Source organism: Scytonema hofmannii PCC 7110, from assembly GCF_000346485.2.
Lineage (GTDB): Bacteria > Cyanobacteriota > Cyanobacteriia > Cyanobacteriales > Nostocaceae > Scytonema > Scytonema hofmannii.
The window spans coordinates 62,526-82,594 of sequence record NZ_KQ976354.1 but is presented as its reverse complement, the minus strand read 5'-3'; the positions used below and the strand labels follow the sequence as shown (position 1 = coordinate 82,594).

Here is a 20,069-nt window from a genome sequence, read left to right as displayed (position 1 = left end):
CGCAACGCCTTGCGCCCTTACAACAACTTGTACCTCATTTAGTTAGAATCTGCTATAAAGAACAATCTCAACAAAAGGTAGCAAAGCAATGAATCAACCCATTGGACAGAAGAGATGGGCAATAGCAGAGGGCTACATCCCAGCCTATGGTCACGGTCCGGAACCTCAATTTACTAGTCATGAGACCGCTTGTTTGCTGAACACTTCAGACCAAGATGCTCGTGTAGAAATCACGATTTATTTTAGCGATCGCGAACCTATCGGACCTTACCACATTAACGTTCCGGCTCGCCGCACATTGCACCTGCGTTTTAACGATCTAACCGATCCTCAACCAATTCCTCACGACACTGACTATGCCAGTGTCATCGAGTCAGATGTTCCTATAGTCGTGCAGCATACTCGATTGGATTCCAGGCAGTCTGAAAATGCTTTACTCAGTACTGTTGCCTATGCCAGCGATCGCTAACTAAGAGAACGCAGAACATTGTGCTTTTTAAGATATTGGCAATAACTACCCATATATCTATATAAATTGTAAATTTATGTAATTCAATCCTCTACCCAATAGAGTAATCCCAAAGAAGTAACTTCACCAAAAAAGTGAGTCCCAATCATATTGACATTGGCTAACATTACAAAAATATCTAGAGAACGAATGACTTGTTCTGGGTTATAAACTGCTACTCCTTGAGGTTGGGCTAGAGCTTTTGCCAATATCGCAATAACAGCCACTTCAGAGCCAAGAAAAGCTACTAACAGACCAGAAAAACTAGCTATTGAACAGACCCGTAAAACTTGAATTAAGTCTTCCTTCTTAGGATGTATTTCAGGGTTTGGTGCTTGTAGTAATTTAGCTAAATGCCTATAACGGAAAGCCCAATAGATTCGGAAGCATAGTAAGAAAAAGCCAACAATAGCTAAAAATATAGCGAATCCAATACCAAGGTTCTTCGTTTGGGTAGTGACACTACGGCTGAACAACGCAAACAACAACGCAAGACAAGAAACACTACAAGCGTGCTAATTGTACCCAAAAACTGATTCGACTCACTACGCGAAAAGTCTTGGCAAATTCTTTTTTACTTGGGGGATGGGAAAAGGGTTCTAAATTACTCAACATAATTTTAACTAAAAAAACTGTATTAACTCAGTATTAAGCCGTGTCACTTTACGTTAGATAGTAATAGTGGAGAATTAGTGGATACAGGACTAAAAAAATTAACGTTTACGGAGCGATTTCATGAAAATCCCTACTAAACTTACTATAATAGCGATCGCTAATAAAGGCACTAGATTAAAGCATATGCCAGAACCGCTTGCCTCATTCTCCCAATTCAGAATCCACAAATCACCGATATTAAGTTCAAAGGAGGATACTTGGAGAAAAAGAAGAAGTGCAGGTAATCCAATCTGAATTGCAAGCAACCCCAAGAATGTTGCCACACTTAAGCTTAACCATTTTCTGAAATATGACCAAATATTTTTCATTTTTCAATCCTTTTTTTTCAGAAGCTTATAATTGTAAAAAGATTTTTTGTGGCTAAAACTAATTTATGAACTTGGTTAAATTTAGGGTAATACGGTTTTCAGATGAAGATGCATAGAAAAAACTCTACTATCCGTGGCATCTTTCCTTACCCCCCTTATAAAGGGGGGAAACAGGAAATTTATTTTCCTCCCCTTTATAAGGGGAGGTTAGGAGGGGTAAAAATAATATGCAAGCTTCATATTAAATTGGTATAAAACTATAATTTGTTTCATAACTTAAACTAAAAAAGTGGAAAATTGGAGCAGAAATATAGCAATCCTAGAAAATCAATTAAGAAAAAATGCCAGAGAAATAGAATATGGTGAAATTGACGCGCTCTCAATTAAAACGTTATAGCGTCCCTATAGTAACGGTTTTACTGGCTCTACTATCGACACGCTTGCTATTGTATCTGCACAAGTTAACCATTTACCCACTGTTTTTAGCTGCTGTTATGGTAAGTTCGTGGTACGGTGGTATGGGACCGGGGCTATTAGCAACTGTTTTGTCTGCTGTGGCTAGCACTTACTTCTTTAGACGAGGCTACCTATGGGATGTAAGCTTGTCAAGTTTAGTGGGATTAGCCCAGTTTGTGTTAGTAGCACTGCTGATTAATTCGCTCACTTCGTCTTTACGCTTTGCACGACAGCAAGCTGAGAGGAACGCACGTACAGCTCAGCAAAATCACGAGCGCTTACGTCAAAGTCAGGAAAGCCTGCGCGAAAGCGAAGAACGTTACCGTTTGCTAGTAGAAGGAGCTAGAAATTACGCTATTTTCATGCTCGATCCAAACGGTTACTTTGTCAGTTGGAATATTGGAGCAGAAAGGATTTTAGGTTATCAGGAACACGAGATTCTCGGTCAACCTTTCGAGCGAATTTTCACACCAGAAGCAATTGAGCAAGGCAGACCCCAGCAAATACTAAGGACAGCATTGACTGAAGGTTTTTCTAAAGAGAATCGCTTGCATGCACGCAAGGATGGCACTCATTTTTGGTCATATTGTATCATTACACCTCTACAAGATGAGAACGGGAATTTGCGTGGTTTTGCAAAAATTATGCAAGATATTACTGAGCGCAAGCAGGTTGAGGAAGAACGCCAAGAACTCCTGCAGCGCGAACAAGCCGCACGCAAGTCAGCAGAAGCAGCAAACAAAGCAAAGGACGAGTTTTTAGCAATAGTTTCTCATGAACTGCGTACTCCTATGACAGCAATTCTGGGATGGGCTGGGATGTTACAAACAGGTATGCTAGATGCTTCTAGGGCTGCTGTTGCCATTGAGACTATTGAGCGTAATGCCAACTTGCAGATGCAACTTATTGAAGACTTGCTTGATATTTCACGTATTGTTAGGGGAGATATCTCGCTAAATTGCCGCTCGGTTAACCCGGTGGAAGTGATAACTGCAGCGCTCGAGGTTGTGCAAGCAGCAGCCAATGCTAAGGCAATTCAACTAGATTTTATTCCTAATACTACAATAGAGCCAATTTGGGGTGACTCAGAGCGCTTGCAACAAGTTGTGTTAAATTTACTCTCTAACGCAATCAAGTTTACACCGAATGGCGGACGGGTTGAGGTGCGATTGTCAAAGGAGGAGAGCAGGGAATCGGGAGTAGAGAGTAGGGAACAATCGCCCCAGTTCCTAAGTTACGCCCAGATTCAAGTCAGCGATACGGGTAAAGGTATTAGTGCTGACTTTCTACCCCATGTTTTCGATCGCTTCCGTCAAGCAGATGCCACAAGTACTCGTTCTAATAAGGGTCTGGGTTTAGGGCTAGCGATCGCACGTCATTTTGTCGAATTACACCGAGGTACTATCCAAGCAGACAGTCCGGGCGAAGGACAAGGAGCGACATTTACTGTACAGCTACCATTGATAACTGTCTCCTCACCAGAAAATTCTCAAGTAAGCGATCCGGAACGCCAGACACAGCCGCTTGCTGTTGAAGAAGATTCAACACCATTAGACAATCCTGCAAGCCTTAACGGGGTGGGAGTGTTAGTTGTAGACGATGAAACTGACGTGCGGGAATGGATTAGCACAGTGCTTGCTGAGCGTGGAGCACAAGTGATGGCTGTTGGCTCAGTCAGGGAGGCGCTTGCAGCACTCGAACAATTTAGACCGGATGTACTAATCGGTGACATCGGGATGCCTGAAGAAGATGGTTACGTACTAATTCGTAAAATCAGAGAACTTGAACTGGAGATAGGCGGGCGCGTTCAAGCAGTTGCACTTACGGGCTATGCTAGAGTAGAGGACTACACAAAAGCTATCAATGCCGGATTTCAGGTACACTTGGCTAAACCAGTTAGGGCGGTTGAGTTAGTTGAGGTTGTCTCTAGGCTTGCCAAGAATGTCTGAAGAACCTGAAGTAGTAGCCACAGTATAAAGGTATTTTTGTCAATACGATTGCAAGCTCCACAAGTTTTCCACTTTTTAGAGTTATCTTCAAACCAGAAGTAGTTAAGTGACTTAATTCGCGTTCATAACTTAACCTCAATTTCTTCTTTCACTAATTGCTGGGCGTTGTATATTGTGCAATGCCTATTTTTTCCGATCGCTTTGAGAAGAATAAGAAGCGATCGGGCTTTCCAGTTATACTTGGGGCGAAGCTTAAAAGCTAGCCTCGCATTTAGAGGATATTAACAATGCGTAGTTTTTTACGTAGGTCATCAGGTAGTGCCTTACTATCTATTGCTATGACAGTTGGTGCAATGGTTCCCCTAACAACTTCTGTTCCTGCCATTGCTCAAACAACTTCTCCATCTCCAACTCCATCTCCATCTCCAACTCCAAGTCAGAGTGTAAACAACTTTTCTGATGTTGCACCTGATTATTGGGCGCGTCCATTCATTCAAGCCTTAGCTCAAAGAAACATCATTACAGGCTTTCCTAATGGAACCTTTAGACCGGAACAACCTGTGGAACGTGCAGAATTTGCTGCAATGATTGCCAATGCTTTTGAGCAAAATCAAATTCGTCCATTAGGTGATACTGGATTTAGAGATGTTTCTGCTGACTACTGGGCTGTTTCTGCCATTAGAGAAGCCTTTCAAACAGGATTTATGCAAGGCTACAGTGGTGGCTTATTTTTACCAGAGCAACCCATTCCTAGAGCACAAGCTCTAACTGCCATAGCACAGGGATTGCGTTTATCTGCTAAGGAGACGCCCGCAAATACTCTCAGAACTTACTACGAAGATGCCGGACGGATACCAGCTTATGCCATCAATCCTATAGCGGCTGCAACTGAAGCAAACATTGTTGTCAACTATCCAAATGTAAGAACTCTCAATCCGCTTAGAACTCTAACTCGTGCGGAAGCAGCGGCATTGTTGTATCAAGCTTTAGTACAGCAAGAACGTGTGGAACCACTGGCTAACAATGTTTCAGCGACTAATTACATTGCTCTTCGCAACAACCAAGTTAGTCAAAATACATCAACAACTTCCACAACGACTTCTACAACAGAACCTGGGGATATTTATGCCCTCTCAACATTGAACTTTACTACACTGAGTTCTGCATTAAAAGCAGCAGGTTTAGCAAATGTTCTCAGAGATGGAGGTCCTTATACTGTTTTTGCTCCAACCGACAAGGCGTTTGCTGCTTTACCCAAAGAGACGTTGAACAAATTGTTACAACCTGAGAACAAAGAAATTCTTGCTAGGATTTTAAGATATCATGTGGTATCTGGTGAAATAACTGCCAATAAACTCAGTAATGGAGAATTGAAAACTCTTGCAGACAGACCCATCAATGTGAAGGTTAATAGAACTAGCAATCAAATTGCTGTCAATGATGCAAGTGTAGTTCAACCAAACATCCAAGCCAGCAACGGTATCATCCATGCAGTTGATGAAGTGTTACTACCACCCAACCTCGATCTAAATAAGTTAGGAAGGTAAGAGCAATAACTTTACAAAAAATGCAGTAGTGAATGGGGCATTTTTGGGTGAAACTAATGTAGGACGACCGATAGGAGTTGGTTGCAACTTCAATAGTTTCTAAAGACATCTGCAAATTCTTTAGTTAGACACACAACTCTCCTGCATTGCAAAATGGTTAGCTACAGGAGGAAATTATGCGCCAAGTCATTATCCAAGTACCACGCGAACAAGGACAACAGGTTCTTGATATTGCTAAGTCTGTTGATGGAGTGAACCTTGCCGAGTTCCAGGCAAAAGGCAGTGAGGAATTTATTGATATAGTACTAGTTCATGTTTCCAATCAGCACGTTGAGAAGTTATTGGCAAAATTGGAAAACCTATCTAAAGTACATATTACTCTGATCCCCTCAGGTGTTGTAACTTTACATCCTCCAAAAGAAGAAGCTCCTCAACAGGTCACAAATGTAGAAGAACGCAGTCCAATTGAAATATTTCTCTCTGGTTTGCAAAGTGTTGGTTCTTGGAAAGGCTTTTTGGGGTATGCAGCAGCAGCAGGTTTTGTCGTCTGGTCTGGCTTGTTTACCAATACAATTTACTTACTAACTGCAGCAATGCTGATTGCTCCATTTGCAGGTCCGGCAATGAATGTAGCAATTGCCACAGCTAGAGGCGATCGCCAACTCATGGGGCGCAGTATACTGCGTTATTTTGCAGCGTTAGCTGTCACGATCGCGATCGCTGGAATGCTCAGTTTAATTATGCGTCAAGAAATTCCTACAAGCTTGATGATTGAAAACAGTCAAGTTTCTTCAGTAGCAGTGTTTTTGCCTCTAGCAGCTGGGGCGGCAGGAGCACTAAACTTAATTCAATCGGAGCGAAGTAGCTTGGTTTCTGGAGCAGCCACTGGAATGCTAGTCGCTGCTTCTCTTGCTCCTCCTGCAGGTATTGTAGGTATGGCAAGCGTGCTTGGTAGGTGGGATCTGGCAATTGACGCTTTGTTTCTCCTACTACTGCAACTTGCGGGCATTAATTTAACAGCTGCCTCTTTGTTCCGACTGTTTGGTTTGTCTGCACGTGGGGTACGCTACAAGCGAGGCAAAAGTTGGTTGTTTCCCGTAGCATTGGTATGTACTGCAATCGCACTCATTAGCTTGCTCAGCTGGCAGTTTACCAACTCCCCAAATTTGCAACGCGCTTCCCTTGCTCAAAGAGCAAACGCGGAAATTCAAGAGGTTGTCAATCACAATCCTCTAACCGATTTGGTAGAGGCAAATGCTCGCTTTACCCGTGCCGATATAAAAAGTCAGAATACATTGCTTTGTGTAGTTTACGTTCAACGTCGTGCGGGCGTTACAACATCTTCTGCTGAAATTCGCTCTCGCCTGACTCAAGCAATTCAAACTCGTTTGCTACAACAAAACTTCAACATTACACCTTTAGTTGATGTCAGCGTGCTTGAGAGTCTTTAACATATAAAGAAATAACATATAAATGGTTTTAACTATGTCCAATATTTTTGCAAAATATCACTTTCATCGTCGCTTATCTTATCCTTTTGTGTCGCTTTTGATGGCATTTGGTATTATTATCAGTTCTCCTGAAGTATCTCTAGCAATTCCTTGGTTGGAATTACTACTTCAAGGCGCACAAGTCGTTCAGTTATATAACATTTCTGATGAAGAAGAAGTTCAACTTGGCAAACAAATTAATCAGCAACTAATTAGTAGCGGTCAAGTAGAACTTTACAGCGATCGCAAAGCAAATACTTACGTAAATCGAATCGGTCAGCGCTTGGCTGCAAATAGTACCCGTCCTAATATTCCCTACACATTCCAAGTCGTTCGAGATGACAGTATCAATGCCTTTGCAACTGCTGGAGGCTACGTCTATGTCACCACTGGTTTAATGAGAGCAGCAGATAACGAAGCTCAATTAGCAGCTGTCTTAGCTCATGAAATTGGTCATATTGCTAGCCGACATTCTATCGAACAGATGCGGCAAACAGCCATTGCTCGGGGTCTTGCCAATGCAGCAGGTTTAGACAGAAGTACAGCCGTTCAATTAGGAGTAGAACTAGCACTGCAACGTCCTAGAAGTCGTCAAGATGAATACGAAGCCGATCGAAGAGGAATCGAAACTTTAACACGCACTGGCTACGATCCAAGAGCAATGATTGCCTTTTTACAAAAGTTACGCAATCAACCGAGTCCTCCAACATTTTTAAGTACACACCCTGCACCTGATGACAGAATTGCGGCTTTAAAACGTGAGATTGATTCTTAAGCAGCTTTATCTTAGAAGATGGAAATTTTGGAATATGAATGCTAATTTTATTCGATCTAGTTTGTTATCTCTGAGTTTTCTCTCAGCAATTTCATTAACTGCTTTACCTTTTACAGCAAATTTCAACTTGGTGAGGTACAAAAATTACCCCCCTCTGTCCCCCCGATGCCTTGGGGGGATGAAAGGGGGGTGTACCTCATTAGACTGAGAAAGGCTATTTAAGAAATGATGGAGTTGTGGGACTAAGAACATGGGCTGTCATCATTAACACTGCAAGAGCGTCAGTACAGTAGTAAAAATAATGTTGTCGTCTTTATATGTTGACGTTCTTTGAATCTTTCCTCGCTTGTGATAGATGCCAAATACCTCTGAACAAGACATAACTAATTCTAGAGATTGGTATTAGCGAGCGGGGTTGCTTTTAGAAGCAAAGGTTCCATATGAGAATTCTTTTAGTTGAAGATGACAATCTACTTGCTCAAGCTGTTGCAGCATATCTCACAGAACAACGTTATGTTGTTGATATTGCTGTTGACGGTCAAGATGGTTGGGAATTAGTGGCAGTCTGCGACTACGATGTGATTTTACTAGATGTCATCCTACCTAAGATAGATGGCATAAGTCTTTGTCGGCAATTACGTCAAGACGGCTATCAAATGCCTATCCTGTTACTAACCGCGAAAGATACCAAAACTGATAAAGTTATGGGATTAGATGCGGGAGCAGACGATTATCTCGTTAAACCTTTTGACTTTCCAGAATTAGCAGCCCGTATACGTGCGTTACTCCGTCGGGGAAATTCTTCTTTACCTCCTGTTTTAGAATGGGGAAGCTTGCGTCTCGATCCCAGTAGCTGTGAAGTGAGTTACGATCGCCAGCTTCTGCATTTAACACCAAAGGAGTTTAGTGTTCTGGAGCTTTTTTTACGCAACAGTCAGCGCGTCTTTAGCCGAAGTGCAATAATCGATCGTTTGTGGGGAGCAGATATTGACCCACCAGAAGAAAACACAATTAAATCGCACATTAAAAGTTTACGGCAGAAACTGAAAGCAGCAGGTGCGCCCTATAATTTCATAGAAACAGTTTACGGGCTAGGTTATCGCCTGAAAGCTCTCTCTGATGAGCAAAATGGTCAGGAAACTCCAGAAGAGCCAAATTCATTAAAGCACCAAACTTTGTCTGTAGCCATTGCTAAGGCACAAGAAGAGTTCAAAGCTAGGGTCGGCTCGCGCATTGTCATTTTAGAGCAAGCAGTGAATGCGTTGAGAGAGGGTAAACTTGATATTCAGTTGCAAAACCTTGCAGAGCAAGAGGCGCATAAGCTAGCTGGTTCCTTGGGAAGTTTTGGTTTTGCTAAAGGTTCGCAATTAGCGTACAAGATGGAGCATTTGCTTGGTGGTGGAATACTCGTTAATCAGTCTCAATCTCCACGTCTGAGTAAACTCGTGATGAAATTGCAGCATGAGCTAGAACACACTCCATCCGAGCAAGTATCACCTCAGCAACAGCAGGATGTACTCGTGCTTCTAAGCGACGATAGGCAATTTGTTGAGGAGTTGGTCGAGGAAGCGACTGTTCGAGGAATACAAGTCAAAATTGTTACAAATATTACATTTGTTAGAAGTGCGATCGATAATCTACAAATACACCACAATCTATCTCTACTACTGGATCTTACCTGTCAACCTAATCTTCAAGAAAACTTCAAGCTAATAGCAGAATTATCAAACAGAACACCACCAATTCCAGTCATAGTTTTTACAGACCAAAGTCATTTTACTAACCGTGTAGAAGTCGCACGAGCTGGCGGACATGGTTTTTTGCATAAATCCATGCCGAAAAATCTTGTCTTTCAGCAAGTAAACCAGGTGCTGCAACGCTTAGGTTCGGTTGAAGCGAAAGTAATGGTTGTAGACGACGATCGAGAAGTGCTGACTGTTGTACAGAAATTACTAGAACCTTGGGGCTTTAAGGTGACGACTCTTGGCGATCCGCGCCAATTCTGGGATAATTTAACGGAATTTTCCCCGAATGTACTGATTTTAGATGCCAAAATGCCTTACATAAACGGGATTGAATTGTGCCAGGTAGTACGTAACGATCCGTTCTGGAGCAAACTACCAGTATTGTTTTTAACTGCTTATACTACAGAAATCAATACTGTGGAACGGATATTTGCAGCTGGTGCTGACGATTGCGTGAGCAAGCCTGTTATGGGAGAGCAACTCGTTACCCGAATTTTGAACCGCTTAAAAAGAAGCTTGGCTGAAAATCCTTGCACTAATATAAATATAAAGAGATGAAAGTTACTTCCTGCTTACTTAATATCCTCCACTAGTTTTCCACTTTTTGAAGATACCGTCAAATTAGAAGCACTTGTTATTTGTCAATCTTGAAAGGAGGAAAAATGACACTTCAACAACGTAAGCGTGCAGTTGGTACATTTCCCAACAGACAAGAAGCTGAAGCGGCGTTAAATGATTTGAGAGGCTCCGGTTTCACTATGAACCAAGTTTCTATACTAGCGAAGAACGCAGAGCATAATGACCAAATTGCAGGAGCTGATATCAAAGACCGTGGTGATGATGAATCTCAAGAAGGTGCTGGAATTGGTGCAGTAGCAGGTACTGTCTTAGGTGGTCTCGGTGGCTTACTTGTAGGTTTAGAAGCTTTAATTATTCCAGGAGTTGGTCCTTTTCTCGCTGCTGGAACTATAGCAACGACTTTGGCTGGTGCGGGGATTGGTGCAGCAGCAGGAAGCCTTGTAGGAGCTTTAACTGGTGCTGGAATTCCTGAAGAAGACGCTCGAGCCTATAGCGATCGCATATCTCAAGGTGATTATTTAGTGATGATTGAAGGCACGGAGGATGAAATTAACCGTGCTAGCTCCATTTTACGGAATCGGAATATTCGTAATTGGAACATATACGATGTATCTAATGAAGGTCGCAATTATAGTTCTGATGCTGCACCTCCTGTAGGTCTAGCTTCAGATAGATATGAAGATAGAACTGCTCCCAGATATGAAGAGAGAATTGCCACTGAAGATGAACCTGTAACAATTGTGGACAAACGAGAGCAGACCCGCTAAATTCTTTCTTGTAAGAATGGCTAATATCATGTCCAGTAGCATCACCATAATAAAAATCTCTTAATTTCTTAGTGCCTTTGCGATGGCAGGCGCTACAAGGGGGGGAAACCCACTCTGGGTTCACCAGTCCCCTACGGCGGGGTTGCCCCGAGCTACGTTGAAGAGAAACCCGCCTACAGAGATGCTACAAGGAAAAATGCTAGACCAAGGTATTTAACCACTTACCTTGAACTACTGCAGCTATGACAAAAATTCTTAGGAGAGCTTGTCCTAACCAAACGATCGCTCGATAACCTTTCCAATCCACACTTCTCATAAGTATTCTCTAAAAACTATTAATTTAATATGCGACTCCTCTAGTCAGTTCCAATCCTTAATAGTGCTGTAATTATCTGAATTTTTAATAACTTGGTAATATTGTTCTTCTACATCTTGGCGGTCTTGTTCTTGCGAAAGTTCCTCCCGGCTATCTTGTAAAATCATGTCAGCATGATGCCGCAGAACTGCTTGATATTTGGAATTTTTAGTGTACGTAGCAATTAATCCTATAGCTTCCAACAAACGAATAGTTACTGCGACATCAGACCGCCCATACTGGCGAATTTGGTTAAAAGCAGCATCCATTAATCCTGCAAACTTTACGCTTTCAGTAATTACGCGCAGTCTATTATTATTGTCGTAGCGATAAGGTGAAGGAAAATTTCTTTGAACTATGTGACACAATCCAGCACTTAATTGGTCAATACAGCGAATAGCAGTAAATGGATCATTCACAGCAGGAGAGATAGCACGTAGAGCGATTTCTACTAACTGATTAATGGGAAACTCTACATCCTGCTGTTCTGTACGTTCTTTACCTAGAATGAAGGCATTATTAATTTGCTTGGTAAGTTTTTGATGCACTTTTTCACCAGGAAAAGCTAAGATTAAACCGCTCCCTTGAACTACAAATTTTCCTGGTCGAGTCTGAAGATGTACTAGCAAATTATACTTACAAGCAATCTTCATCAATTCTTCGTCATCAATTGCTTGTAGATAACCAGTGCTATTAGCTCGAATTGGTACAGCTTCCTCTTCAAAAGATGCAGGAATTTCTGTAACTGTTTGTCTGAGTTCTGGTTCACCATGTCCTATTTTTTGTGGAAATAAGCGTTCAATTGCTGAATGTAAATCTGCACTAACATTCTGAATAACGTTAGATGCCTGAATTATTGTTGAGGCATGATGAATAAAATAAATCAAAACACCAATGCTAATAATTGCGAGTAATATGCCAACGGTCACCGCAAGCTGTGGTACAAACTGTTCGTATCCATCTCCTTCCCCACGAATTGTCCGTAATACGAGCAAGCAGTAGATGAACGTACCAATAAATGTGCCAAGTACAACTTGATTACCTGTATCTTGCATAAAATTACGCAGAAGTCGGGGACCAAAATTGGAAGCTGCTAGCTGAAGTGCCACAATCGTAATTGAGAAGGCTGTAGCAGCAACACTCACCATTGAACCTGCAACAGATCCTAGTAGCGATCGCGCTCCATCGGCTCCACCAGTGTAAACCCACCAATAATCAATTTCCACCTTGCCCGTGCGGTCAAAAATGAGCACTGTGAAAGCTAAAGCAGTAGCTGCTAATGCCATGACTGTTGGTATAAACCAGTAGCTAGAGTGGAGCCGATCCCAAAGTTTGCTTACCTTGACATTTCTCATTGTTCATTGATTTTATAATTTACTTTGCCGTTTCTATCTTGTGAGGAGCACACTTGAGCAAGTTTTCCTCAAGCTCAAGTAGTGAAGACCATAGTTAGTATCATAGTATCAATACAGAAAAGTTAAGAATTATTAGAGCGCTTATCCAGTACTGTTAAAAATAACAGTTCACTTTCGCTATCTTTGAAAGTACTTAACTTTTCTACATCGACAGTGACAGCGTTAACCTATATAAATACTTGTAGTCAACTTTGTGATGCAATGCATCGATTCGGAATTGTAAGGCAGGATATCCGTGCAAAAACTGATTTCATCCTACGAGTATCAAGTGGGGGGTCGTCTTCCCGCTAATGCACCTAGTTACGTAGTACGGCAGGCGGATGAAGAACTTTACAAGGCTTTAAAGGCGGGCGAGTTTTGTTACATTCTTAACTCTCGTCAAATGGGCAAATCAAGTTTGCGGGTACAAGTGGCTAAACGGCTGCAAGAGGATGGTATTGTTTGCACAACCGTTGATTTGTCTGGAATTGGAAATAGCAACATCACAGCCAATCAGTGGTATGCAGATATTATTATGCGGTTGGTAAGGAGTTTTCGGCTTTCTGATAAGATTAATGTCCGAAATTGGTTAGCAGAAAGACAAGATTTTTCTCCTGTAGGATGCTTGGGTGAGTTACTACAATCGGTTCTGACGGAGTGCCTTGAGCAACCGATAGTTATTTTTTTCGATGAAATCGATAGCACTTTAAGCTTACCATTTAATACTGATGACTTTTTTGCTCTTATACGTTGTTGTCACGAACATACACGTCTCACCTTTGCTCTTATAGGAGTAGCAACGCCTTCAGATTTGATTGTAGACAAAACTCGAACACCTTTCAATATTGGACGTGCTATCGAGTTAAATGGGTTTAAATTGCACGAAGTCGAACCCTTGGAGCTAGGCTTAGCAGCTAAAATCGATAATCCCCAAGCAGTGCTGACAGAGATACTTGCTTGGACTGGGGGTCAACCATTCCTGACACAAAAATTATGCCAGATAGTTAAAAGCGTTCTGTGTAACGTTTCTACAAGAACAGAAGAAAAAGTGATGCTTAACTCTGAAGCATCTCCGTTCTTGGCAAAATTGATGCGGGAAATATTGACGCAACCAGAAGAAGTGTCCGAACAAGTCTCTACAATTGTGCGATCGCATATCATAGAAAATTGGGCTTCCCAAGATGAACCACCTCATTTAAGGACAATACGCGACAGATTGCTTTGCAACGAACAAAGAGCTAGCAGATTGCTAGGATTCTACTTGCAAATATTGCAAAACGGAAGCATTCCTGCTGACGATTCGCCAGAAAAAATTGAGTTATTGCTGTCAGGGTTGGTTGTTAAAAAACAAGGTGCTTTACAAGTTTATAATCCTATTTATCAAGAAGTTTTTAATAGAGAGTGGGTAGAAAAGCAATTAAAGAAGTTACGACCTTATGCAGATTTAATTAATGCTTGGGTAGCATCAGATTATCAGGATGAAACTAACCTCTTGCGGGGACAAGCACTTTTAAACGCTCAAATTTGGGCAAAGGGCAAAAGTTTGAGCAATCTGGATTATCGGTTTTTAGCTGCAAGCGAAGAACTAGAAAAACGAGAGGTACAGAGTGCGCTCATTGCCTCAGAACAAGCCAATCAAATCCTCATTAATGCCGAACAACAAGCTAAAAATACGATTCGCCGTGGACTGCTTGGGCTTTCAGCAGTTTCTTTGGTAGCTGTCAGCCTTTTGGGATTATCAGGGTTGCTCGCTTGGCAAACTAACGAACAAAAAAAACAAGTTGTTCTGGGCGAAATTAAAGCCTTAACGATTTCCTCAGAAGCTTCTTTTGATTCCAAGCAACCCTTTGATGCTTTACTTTCCGGGTTAAAAGCTGGCGTGAAGTTAAAGCACATAGGTTGGGACAATGCCAGTATGCTCCTTCAGACACAGGTAGAAAAAGCCATTCGCCAGTCTCTTTATTGGGTAAGAGAACGCGATCACTTTACAGGTCACGGAGATGTCGTTACCCGAGTTAAGTTTAGTCCCAATGGTCAAAAACTAGCAAGTGCCAGTTGGGACAAAACGATTAAAATATGGCAGCGTGATGGTAAATTACTCCACACTTTACAGGGTCATCAAGACGCTGTATGGAGTGTAAATTTTAACAAAAATGGTAAGTGGTTAGTCAGTGGTGGTCGAGATAAAACTGCCAGAATTTGGAGTGTTGCAGACGGTAAAGAATTACTTTTCCTACCTAACAAAGATTGGGTTGCGTGTGTTGGATTTAGCCCTGATGGTCAGACGATCGCCTCAATGGAATGGAACGGTACAATCCGCCTGTGGAACTTGCGGGGACAGCAGTTGACATCTTTCCGCACTCATAATGCCCCGGTTGTTGCCATTCATTTCAACCCCAAGGGAGGAACAATTGCGACAGCCAGTCGAGATGGCACAGCTAAAGTTTGGAGTTTGGATGGTAAAGAAATTGTCACACTACGAGGACATCAAGATTGGGTCATGTACGTTAATTTTAGTTCCGATGGTAAAAACTTGATAACTGCTAGTCGGGACAAAACCGCGAAACTCTGGAATTTAGAGGGAGAAGAACTAGCAACAATGCGCGGTCATGAGGATATTGTCGGTAGTGCAGTTTTCAGTGGTGACGGTCAAACCATTGCTACTGCGGGTTGGGATACGACTGTGAGAACTTGGAACCGCAGAGGCGAACAGTTACAAGTTTTACACGGTCATAAAGACGCTGTTTGGGGCGTACACTTTAGCAAAGATGGCAAAACCCTAGCAAGCAGTGGCGAGGATGGGAGTGTCAGACTGTGGAACCCAGAAGGAACCAGTATAGGGTCACAAACACATCCCCAATCCAAAATCCTCAACCCAAAATCTAAAATAAGAACAGTCGCTGCTTGGAGTGAGAATCTCAAAGAAGCTGCGTCTGTGGGTATTAGTTTTAACCCTAAAGGTCAATTTCTTGGTACTATAGGAAGACAGAATACTGCAATATTGTGGAACCTTGAAAGTATGGAGACTTTACAGACAACTTCCCTACAAGGTCATACCGATACATTGAGAAGTTTGCAGTTTAGCCCTGATGGGAAAATGGTTGTTACCGCCAGCCGAGATAAAACAGTCAAGTTGTGGAATTTAAATGGTAAAGAATTAGTGACACTGCGAGGACATCAAGGAGATGTGAGAAGCGCTGTCTTTAGTCCTGACGGTCAAACAGTTGCCAGTGCTAGTTGGGATAATACAGTCAAACTGTGGGATTTTGCAGGTAGAGAATTATTAACCTTGCAAGGACATCAAGCGGGTGTGAGGAGCGTGAATTTTAGTCCCGATGGTCAGCTTATTGCCACAGGTAGCCAAGATGGAACTGCTAAAATTTGGAACCGCCAAGGTAAAGAACTTATGACTTTGCGGGGACATGAGGATGGAATTTTAGCGATCGCTATAAGTCCAGACGGTCAAACTATTGCCACTGTGAGTAAAGATAGAACTGTTAAACTTTGGAATTTGCAAGGTCAAATGCTAGTGACACTGTATTGTCATGAAGGCGATATCAATAGCATGATTTTTAGTCACAACAGTAAAATTTTTGTCACAGCCAGTGACGACAAGACAATAAAATTATGGACGAGAGAAGGGAAAATACTGCAAACCCTTGGAGGACATCATGCAGGTGTTAAAAGCGTGAGTTTTAGTCCAGATGGTCGAGTTTTAGCTTCTTCCGACTCTTTGGGAAATGTCATTTTTTGGCATTTGGATTTAAATTCTAATCCAGATAAATTATTAGTACAGGGTTGTGATTGGGTGAGAGATTATCTGAGAAATAGCGCTAATATCAAAGAAGATGAGAGGCAATTGTGCGATGGGATTAGCACGACCTCTCATTAGTTTAGTGGGTAGAGGATTGAAATTGTTCTGAAAAAACTTTGTGATGACTTTTTTAGGCAAATCAACGTCTTTTAGAACGGCTTACATATTGACCATGAATGTTTACCATATAAGGCACTAGGTAAGTTATAGCAGAAATCCAGCGATCGCGATTCATTTGACCTTTAACAAAAGCCGAACCATGATTGATAACAAATAGTATAGAACCAACCACAACAGACACTTTTAATGCTGTCGGTATCATGTCTTGGTCAAAAAGACATAAGCAAAATTCCTTGCAATTTCTTACCTGCTTCATCTATTGATTTGCTTTCATAGCTGAGAGACAACTACGAAAACTATAATACTTGACTATACATCAAATAATTAAGGAACCGCAGCCTGTAGCGGATGCACGCAGATAAATCTGTACTTCATTCAAGTGAGAACTGCTATATTTGGTCGGAGCATCTAATCCGATTGGCTTTGCCAGTCGTCATAACAACAGGTCTAATTTGGAACTATAACGGAAGTAGATATGATAAATCAAGATTGGTTAGTAACAGGTGACGGCAGGTGTGAAGCCTGGGAAGAATCGGCAGATAATCTAGAATTATCAACAGGTCAATATCGACTCTATCGGTTTTTAACGGATCTTGAAGATATTCTCTATAAATTCAAGAGCGATCGCCACCGACTTCAAGCAATTTGTCCTCTAGTACGTCGATTATTAACAAGTTCGGAGTGGTTGCAAGGTGAATATCTCGAACCCAATCAAGAGACAGGTTGGTCAGTACTCACCCTATATGATGAGCCGGATTTCCCCTTGACGGTGCAGACAGTCACCTGGCTACCGGGAAGAGTATCACCAATTCACAATCATGCAACTTGGGGAGTTGTAGCGCTGATTAGCGGAGAAGAAAAAAATACGCTTTGGAGACGGGTTGATAATAATGGTGGTATTGAAAAAGTCGGAGATGTTATTGTAACTCCAGGAGACATTATTAGTTTTATGCCAGATGCAATCCATAGTGTTGAAGCACTCGGCGATGAACCGACGATTAGCTTTAATTTGTATGGCGAAACAAACTATGAACAACGATTTGAATTCGATCCTGTTACCCGTACTGCGAAAAATTTTTGATGATGTTGTCAGGCAAATCAACTTCTCAACTTCAGCGTATGGGTAGTTCACAGTGCAGATTGAATCATTTCTGCATATTGTTTTTTAGGTTTCAATCCTACTATTTGTGCCAAGGTTTGCTGCTTTTTAAGTAATACTCCTGTTGGAGCACTTCTGACACCAAAGGTAATAGCCAGTTCAGGTTCTTCGGTCATATCGAGTTCAACGAGGTGTAAACTTCCTGTGTTATCCACAGCTATTTTATGTAGTACGGGTTTCAGTGTTTCACAGGAAGGACAGTAGGGAGCCACAAACTTGACAATGATTAACCGATTAGATTCCTGCATTAACCATTCAAAAGCTGCTCGCCCTGTAAAGAAAGTTCCATCGACAGAAAAATTTTCTTGCATATTTATTTCCTAATATTGTGACGAAAAAACTGTTTAGGCAGCGAAGGTAACAGGCGATCGCAAAAGGGTATTGACTAAAATCCACAGCAATCACATCATCGGCAATTAACGTAGCACCCCAGTGCTGTGCTTGCTGGCGCATCTGCTGCATTAATCGTGAACCTTGAATTCCTTCTGAGAAACCGGGATAGTTCTCTACCTGAGTGGTGGTCATCAATTGACCTCCAGGTATCCCTCCAACACTAAATCCTTCAAATACCAGAGGCTTGAGTTGAGCACGTCCCGCATAGATAGCGGCGGTATAGCCTGCTGGTCCAGAGCCAATAATAACCAGATTCTCGACCACAATTAATTTAACCTCCCAAGAACCATTGAGTCCCAGTGAACAAGTAGTATGCCCCAGTCAGAATGAGCGCTAGACTACCAAAACGGATAATTCCCTCGGAATGTTTCAACAACTGATTGCTTTGTTTCGCAAGCCCCGTAAATAAACTCGCGAGAAAAATCAAAATGGTATAACCTAGAGCATAACTGACCATTGTTAACGTACCTAAGACCTGAGAACCTGTTGCTGCGGCTGCTGCTAGCACGGCAAACAGTACCGGACTGGCACAGGGAGAACTGACCAGAGCAAAAGTCAACCCGACTCCATATGGTCCAGCCAGGGGAAGATTCACATTCATCTGCGGTAAAGGCACTTTTATTACCCCCATTAACCACAGACCCATCACAGCCATAATTAGTCCTACTACAATATTGATGTAGCCACGATACTCTACCATGACGGCTCCGGCAAAGGATGAAACCAAGCCAAACAAACTTAAAATCGTGACTGCTCCCAGGACAAATAAACCAGCTTTCTTAAAGGCATCCCAACGGGATTTAATTTTTAGCGTGCCGATATAGCTGAGGTTGACTGGTAACAATGCCAGAATACAGGGGGAGACACTAGCGATCGCTCCACCGATAAACGCTAAAGGCAACAACACAAAGGGATTTGCAGTGTTTTGTTGGTCAAACCACTGCTGATAGCGGTTTTCGACAAGAGAAATGAGCCTTTCAATAGGATGACTGATTATAGGTCCCAAAGTCAGAACCAGAACAAGGGATAGTAATCCCAATCCACCATAAACCAGCCATTTTTTCCGCTTTATAGAACCTTGAGACGAGTTATGTTCAGTTGATGACTGAGGTATTTGTTTCATGGAATTCTCCTATTTAAATAAGCTAGCATCGCCCCTAAAGATAGGGGCAATACTATAAACCCAACTAATTTTTTGCCAAAGCGGTTTCGAGTACTTTAGTGTAATCAGCCTTATTGGGATTGTTTTTGAACATACTTAAAATATTCCCAGTAGCTGGGTCAACAATAGCGACTGTGCTTGTTTGGCTCTTGTTAGCCTCTAAGAATTTTCCCAAACCTAACTTTTCTGCTTTAGCTTGTGTCTGTTTAAGTTTGGCTTTATCGGTGACATCCAGGACAACAAAGTTAACCTTTCCAGAGTATTCCTGTTTCAATTGCGACAGAGTGGGAGCAATATTTTTGCAGCCAGCACACCAAGTCGCAAACACATCTACCACGACTGGTTTACCTTGCAGTTCTTTGGCTAGAGATCCTCCTACAGAATTGGCTTTAGCTGCACAAGGATTTTTCCCAGCACAGGGATTTGACTGAGCAACTTTCGCAATTGATGATTGAGCTTCAGTAGCCGAAATACTAGCTGAGGTTGTTGCTACCATTGATAATGTGAAGACAAGGCTACTCAAACAAATTTTGAGCAAGAAATTCATGTGTTTGTGCATACAATTTTTCCTGTTCTAGAGTTTCAATTGCAGGATGGATGCTGCCACAATACATACAATATTGTGCGGTGGTTTCCCCAAAATTGGGAAATTAAATTGTGATTTTGTGGGCATCTGCTTATAAGACGACTGAATTTTGAAATTGGATTTAATGAAATCCGACTTGTTGGTAAATTATTTTGTGAGAGTATCCAATCCGATCGCACGACACCAGTCGTCATAAAAATAGATAGCTTAAGCAGAGTTGCTTGTTTTAGTTTTGGAGAGAGGTGATAGAACAAAACGTATCGTTAATTTGCTTCAATATCTACTTA

General features: G+C 41.9%; 16 protein-coding genes and 1 pseudogene. 9 read left to right on the top strand and 8 right to left on the bottom strand.

Annotated features, from left to right (window positions below; all coding sequences use genetic code 11):
* Positions 1 to 88: 88 nt before the first annotated feature.
* Complete coding sequence (locus WA1_RS00400; RefSeq protein ID WP_017742209.1) at positions 89 to 469, top strand: sensory rhodopsin transducer; 381 nt, start codon at positions 89 to 91, stop codon at positions 467 to 469.
* Between the two features lie 83 nt (positions 470 to 552).
* On the opposite strand, the gene WA1_RS00395 is transcribed toward WA1_RS00400, so the two are convergent.
* Together WA1_RS00395 and WA1_RS00390 are read right to left on the bottom strand one after the other, a co-directional pair.
* Positions 553 to 996: a DUF3611 family protein gene (locus WA1_RS00395; RefSeq protein ID WP_017742210.1), complete on the bottom strand. Its 444-nt coding sequence runs from the start codon at positions 994 to 996 to the stop codon at positions 553 to 555.
* Between the two features lie 225 nt (positions 997 to 1,221).
* Positions 1,222 to 1,491, bottom strand: a complete 270-nt coding sequence (locus WA1_RS00390; RefSeq protein WP_017742212.1) for a hypothetical protein — start codon at positions 1,489 to 1,491, stop codon at positions 1,222 to 1,224.
* 359 nt (positions 1,492 to 1,850) lie between these two features.
* Here WA1_RS00390 and WA1_RS00385 point away from each other — a divergent pair, with 359 nt between their 5' ends.
* From WA1_RS00385 to WA1_RS00360, 6 genes are all read left to right on the top strand, one after another.
* Positions 1,851 to 3,896, top strand: a complete 2,046-nt coding sequence (locus WA1_RS00385) for an ATP-binding response regulator (protein WP_017742213.1) — start codon at positions 1,851 to 1,853, stop codon at positions 3,894 to 3,896.
* Positions 3,897 to 4,183: 287 nt separating this feature from the next.
* Positions 4,184 to 5,443, top strand: a complete 1,260-nt coding sequence (locus WA1_RS00380) for a fasciclin domain-containing protein (RefSeq protein WP_017742214.1) — start codon at positions 4,184 to 4,186, stop codon at positions 5,441 to 5,443.
* Between the two features lie 176 nt (positions 5,444 to 5,619).
* On the top strand, positions 5,620 to 6,894 hold the full coding sequence (locus WA1_RS00375) for a DUF389 domain-containing protein (protein ID WP_017742215.1): 1,275 nt from the start codon (positions 5,620 to 5,622) through the stop codon (positions 6,892 to 6,894).
* Between the two features lie 34 nt (positions 6,895 to 6,928).
* Complete coding sequence (locus tag WA1_RS00370) at positions 6,929 to 7,708, top strand: M48 family metallopeptidase (protein WP_148662584.1); 780 nt, start codon at positions 6,929 to 6,931, stop codon at positions 7,706 to 7,708.
* Positions 7,709 to 8,148: 440 nt separating this feature from the next.
* Entirely contained in the window at positions 8,149 to 10,011 is a 1,863-nt protein-coding gene (locus WA1_RS00365) for a response regulator (protein WP_017742218.1), read from the top strand.
* Positions 10,012 to 10,115: 104 nt separating this feature from the next.
* A complete protein-coding gene (locus tag WA1_RS00360; RefSeq protein WP_017742219.1) occupies positions 10,116 to 10,799 on the top strand; it encodes a general stress protein in 684 nt (227 codons plus the stop codon).
* A 360-nt stretch (positions 10,800 to 11,159) separates the two neighbouring features.
* On the opposite strand, the gene WA1_RS00355 is transcribed toward WA1_RS00360, so the two are convergent.
* Positions 11,160 to 12,509: a DUF2254 domain-containing protein gene (locus tag WA1_RS00355; RefSeq protein ID WP_017742221.1), complete on the bottom strand. Its 1,350-nt coding sequence runs from the start codon at positions 12,507 to 12,509 to the stop codon at positions 11,160 to 11,162.
* Positions 12,510 to 12,804: 295 nt separating this feature from the next.
* Here WA1_RS00355 and WA1_RS00350 point away from each other — a divergent pair, with 295 nt between their 5' ends.
* Positions 12,805 to 16,440 (top strand): AAA-like domain-containing protein, encoded by a 3,636-nt coding sequence (locus tag WA1_RS00350; protein WP_017742222.1) that lies wholly within the window; start codon positions 12,805 to 12,807, stop codon positions 16,438 to 16,440.
* Positions 16,441 to 16,501: 61 nt separating this feature from the next.
* Here the strand turns inward: WA1_RS00350 and nrtS are convergent, their stop codons facing one another.
* On the bottom strand, positions 16,502 to 16,738 hold the full coding sequence (nrtS, locus tag WA1_RS00345; protein ID WP_017742223.1) for a nitrate/nitrite transporter NrtS: 237 nt from the start codon (positions 16,736 to 16,738) through the stop codon (positions 16,502 to 16,504).
* A 219-nt stretch (positions 16,739 to 16,957) separates the two neighbouring features.
* Here nrtS and WA1_RS00340 point away from each other — a divergent pair, with 219 nt between their 5' ends.
* Positions 16,958 to 17,563, top strand: coding sequence for a cysteine dioxygenase family protein (locus WA1_RS00340; RefSeq protein ID WP_017742224.1), 606 nt, complete (start codon positions 16,958 to 16,960; stop codon positions 17,561 to 17,563).
* A 47-nt stretch (positions 17,564 to 17,610) separates the two neighbouring features.
* Here WA1_RS00340 and WA1_RS61255 read toward each other — a convergent pair whose 3' ends face one another.
* The 4 genes and pseudogenes from WA1_RS61255 to WA1_RS00320 form a co-directional block, all read right to left on the bottom strand.
* On the bottom strand, positions 17,611 to 17,952 hold the full coding sequence (locus WA1_RS61255) for a thioredoxin family protein (RefSeq protein WP_026134521.1): 342 nt from the start codon (positions 17,950 to 17,952) through the stop codon (positions 17,611 to 17,613).
* 55 nt (positions 17,953 to 18,007) lie between these two features.
* Positions 18,008 to 18,298: pseudogene (locus WA1_RS61250) on the bottom strand (NAD(P)/FAD-dependent oxidoreductase); the annotation flags it as partial.
* 7 nt (positions 18,299 to 18,305) lie between these two features.
* Entirely contained in the window at positions 18,306 to 19,157 is an 852-nt protein-coding gene (locus WA1_RS00325) for a cytochrome c biogenesis CcdA family protein (protein WP_017742225.1), read from the bottom strand.
* A gap of 64 nt (positions 19,158 to 19,221) precedes the next feature.
* A complete protein-coding gene (locus WA1_RS00320; protein ID WP_026134523.1) occupies positions 19,222 to 19,755 on the bottom strand; it encodes a TlpA family protein disulfide reductase in 534 nt (177 codons plus the stop codon).
* Positions 19,756 to 20,069: the final 314 nt, after the last annotated feature.

Bases quoted from the DNA above. Each gene is read 5' to 3' on its own strand.
- WA1_RS00400 (WP_017742209.1), top strand. From the start codon at position 89: ATGAATCAACCCATTGGACAGAAGAGATGGGCAATAGCAGAGGGCTAC.
- WA1_RS00390 (WP_017742212.1), bottom strand. From the start codon at position 1,491: ATGAAAAATATTTGGTCATATTTCAGAAAATGGTTAAGCTTAAGTGTG.
- WA1_RS00385 (WP_017742213.1), top strand. From the start codon at position 1,851: ATGGTGAAATTGACGCGCTCTCAATTAAAACGTTATAGCGTCCCTATA.
- WA1_RS00380 (WP_017742214.1), top strand. From the start codon at position 4,184: ATGCGTAGTTTTTTACGTAGGTCATCAGGTAGTGCCTTACTATCTATT.
- WA1_RS00375 (WP_017742215.1), top strand. From the start codon at position 5,620: ATGCGCCAAGTCATTATCCAAGTACCACGCGAACAAGGACAACAGGTT.
- WA1_RS00370 (WP_148662584.1), top strand. From the start codon at position 6,929: ATGTCCAATATTTTTGCAAAATATCACTTTCATCGTCGCTTATCTTAT.
- WA1_RS00365 (WP_017742218.1), top strand. From the start codon at position 8,149: ATGAGAATTCTTTTAGTTGAAGATGACAATCTACTTGCTCAAGCTGTT.
- WA1_RS00360 (WP_017742219.1), top strand. From the start codon at position 10,116: ATGACACTTCAACAACGTAAGCGTGCAGTTGGTACATTTCCCAACAGA.
- WA1_RS00355 (WP_017742221.1), bottom strand. From the start codon at position 12,509: ATGAGAAATGTCAAGGTAAGCAAACTTTGGGATCGGCTCCACTCTAGC.
- nrtS (WP_017742223.1), bottom strand. From the start codon at position 16,738: ATGAAGCAGGTAAGAAATTGCAAGGAATTTTGCTTATGTCTTTTTGAC.
- WA1_RS00340 (WP_017742224.1), top strand. From the start codon at position 16,958: ATGATAAATCAAGATTGGTTAGTAACAGGTGACGGCAGGTGTGAAGCC.
- WA1_RS61255 (WP_026134521.1), bottom strand. From the start codon at position 17,952: ATGCAAGAAAATTTTTCTGTCGATGGAACTTTCTTTACAGGGCGAGCA.
- WA1_RS00325 (WP_017742225.1), bottom strand. From the start codon at position 19,157: ATGAAACAAATACCTCAGTCATCAACTGAACATAACTCGTCTCAAGGT.
- WA1_RS00320 (WP_026134523.1), bottom strand. From the start codon at position 19,755: ATGCACAAACACATGAATTTCTTGCTCAAAATTTGTTTGAGTAGCCTT.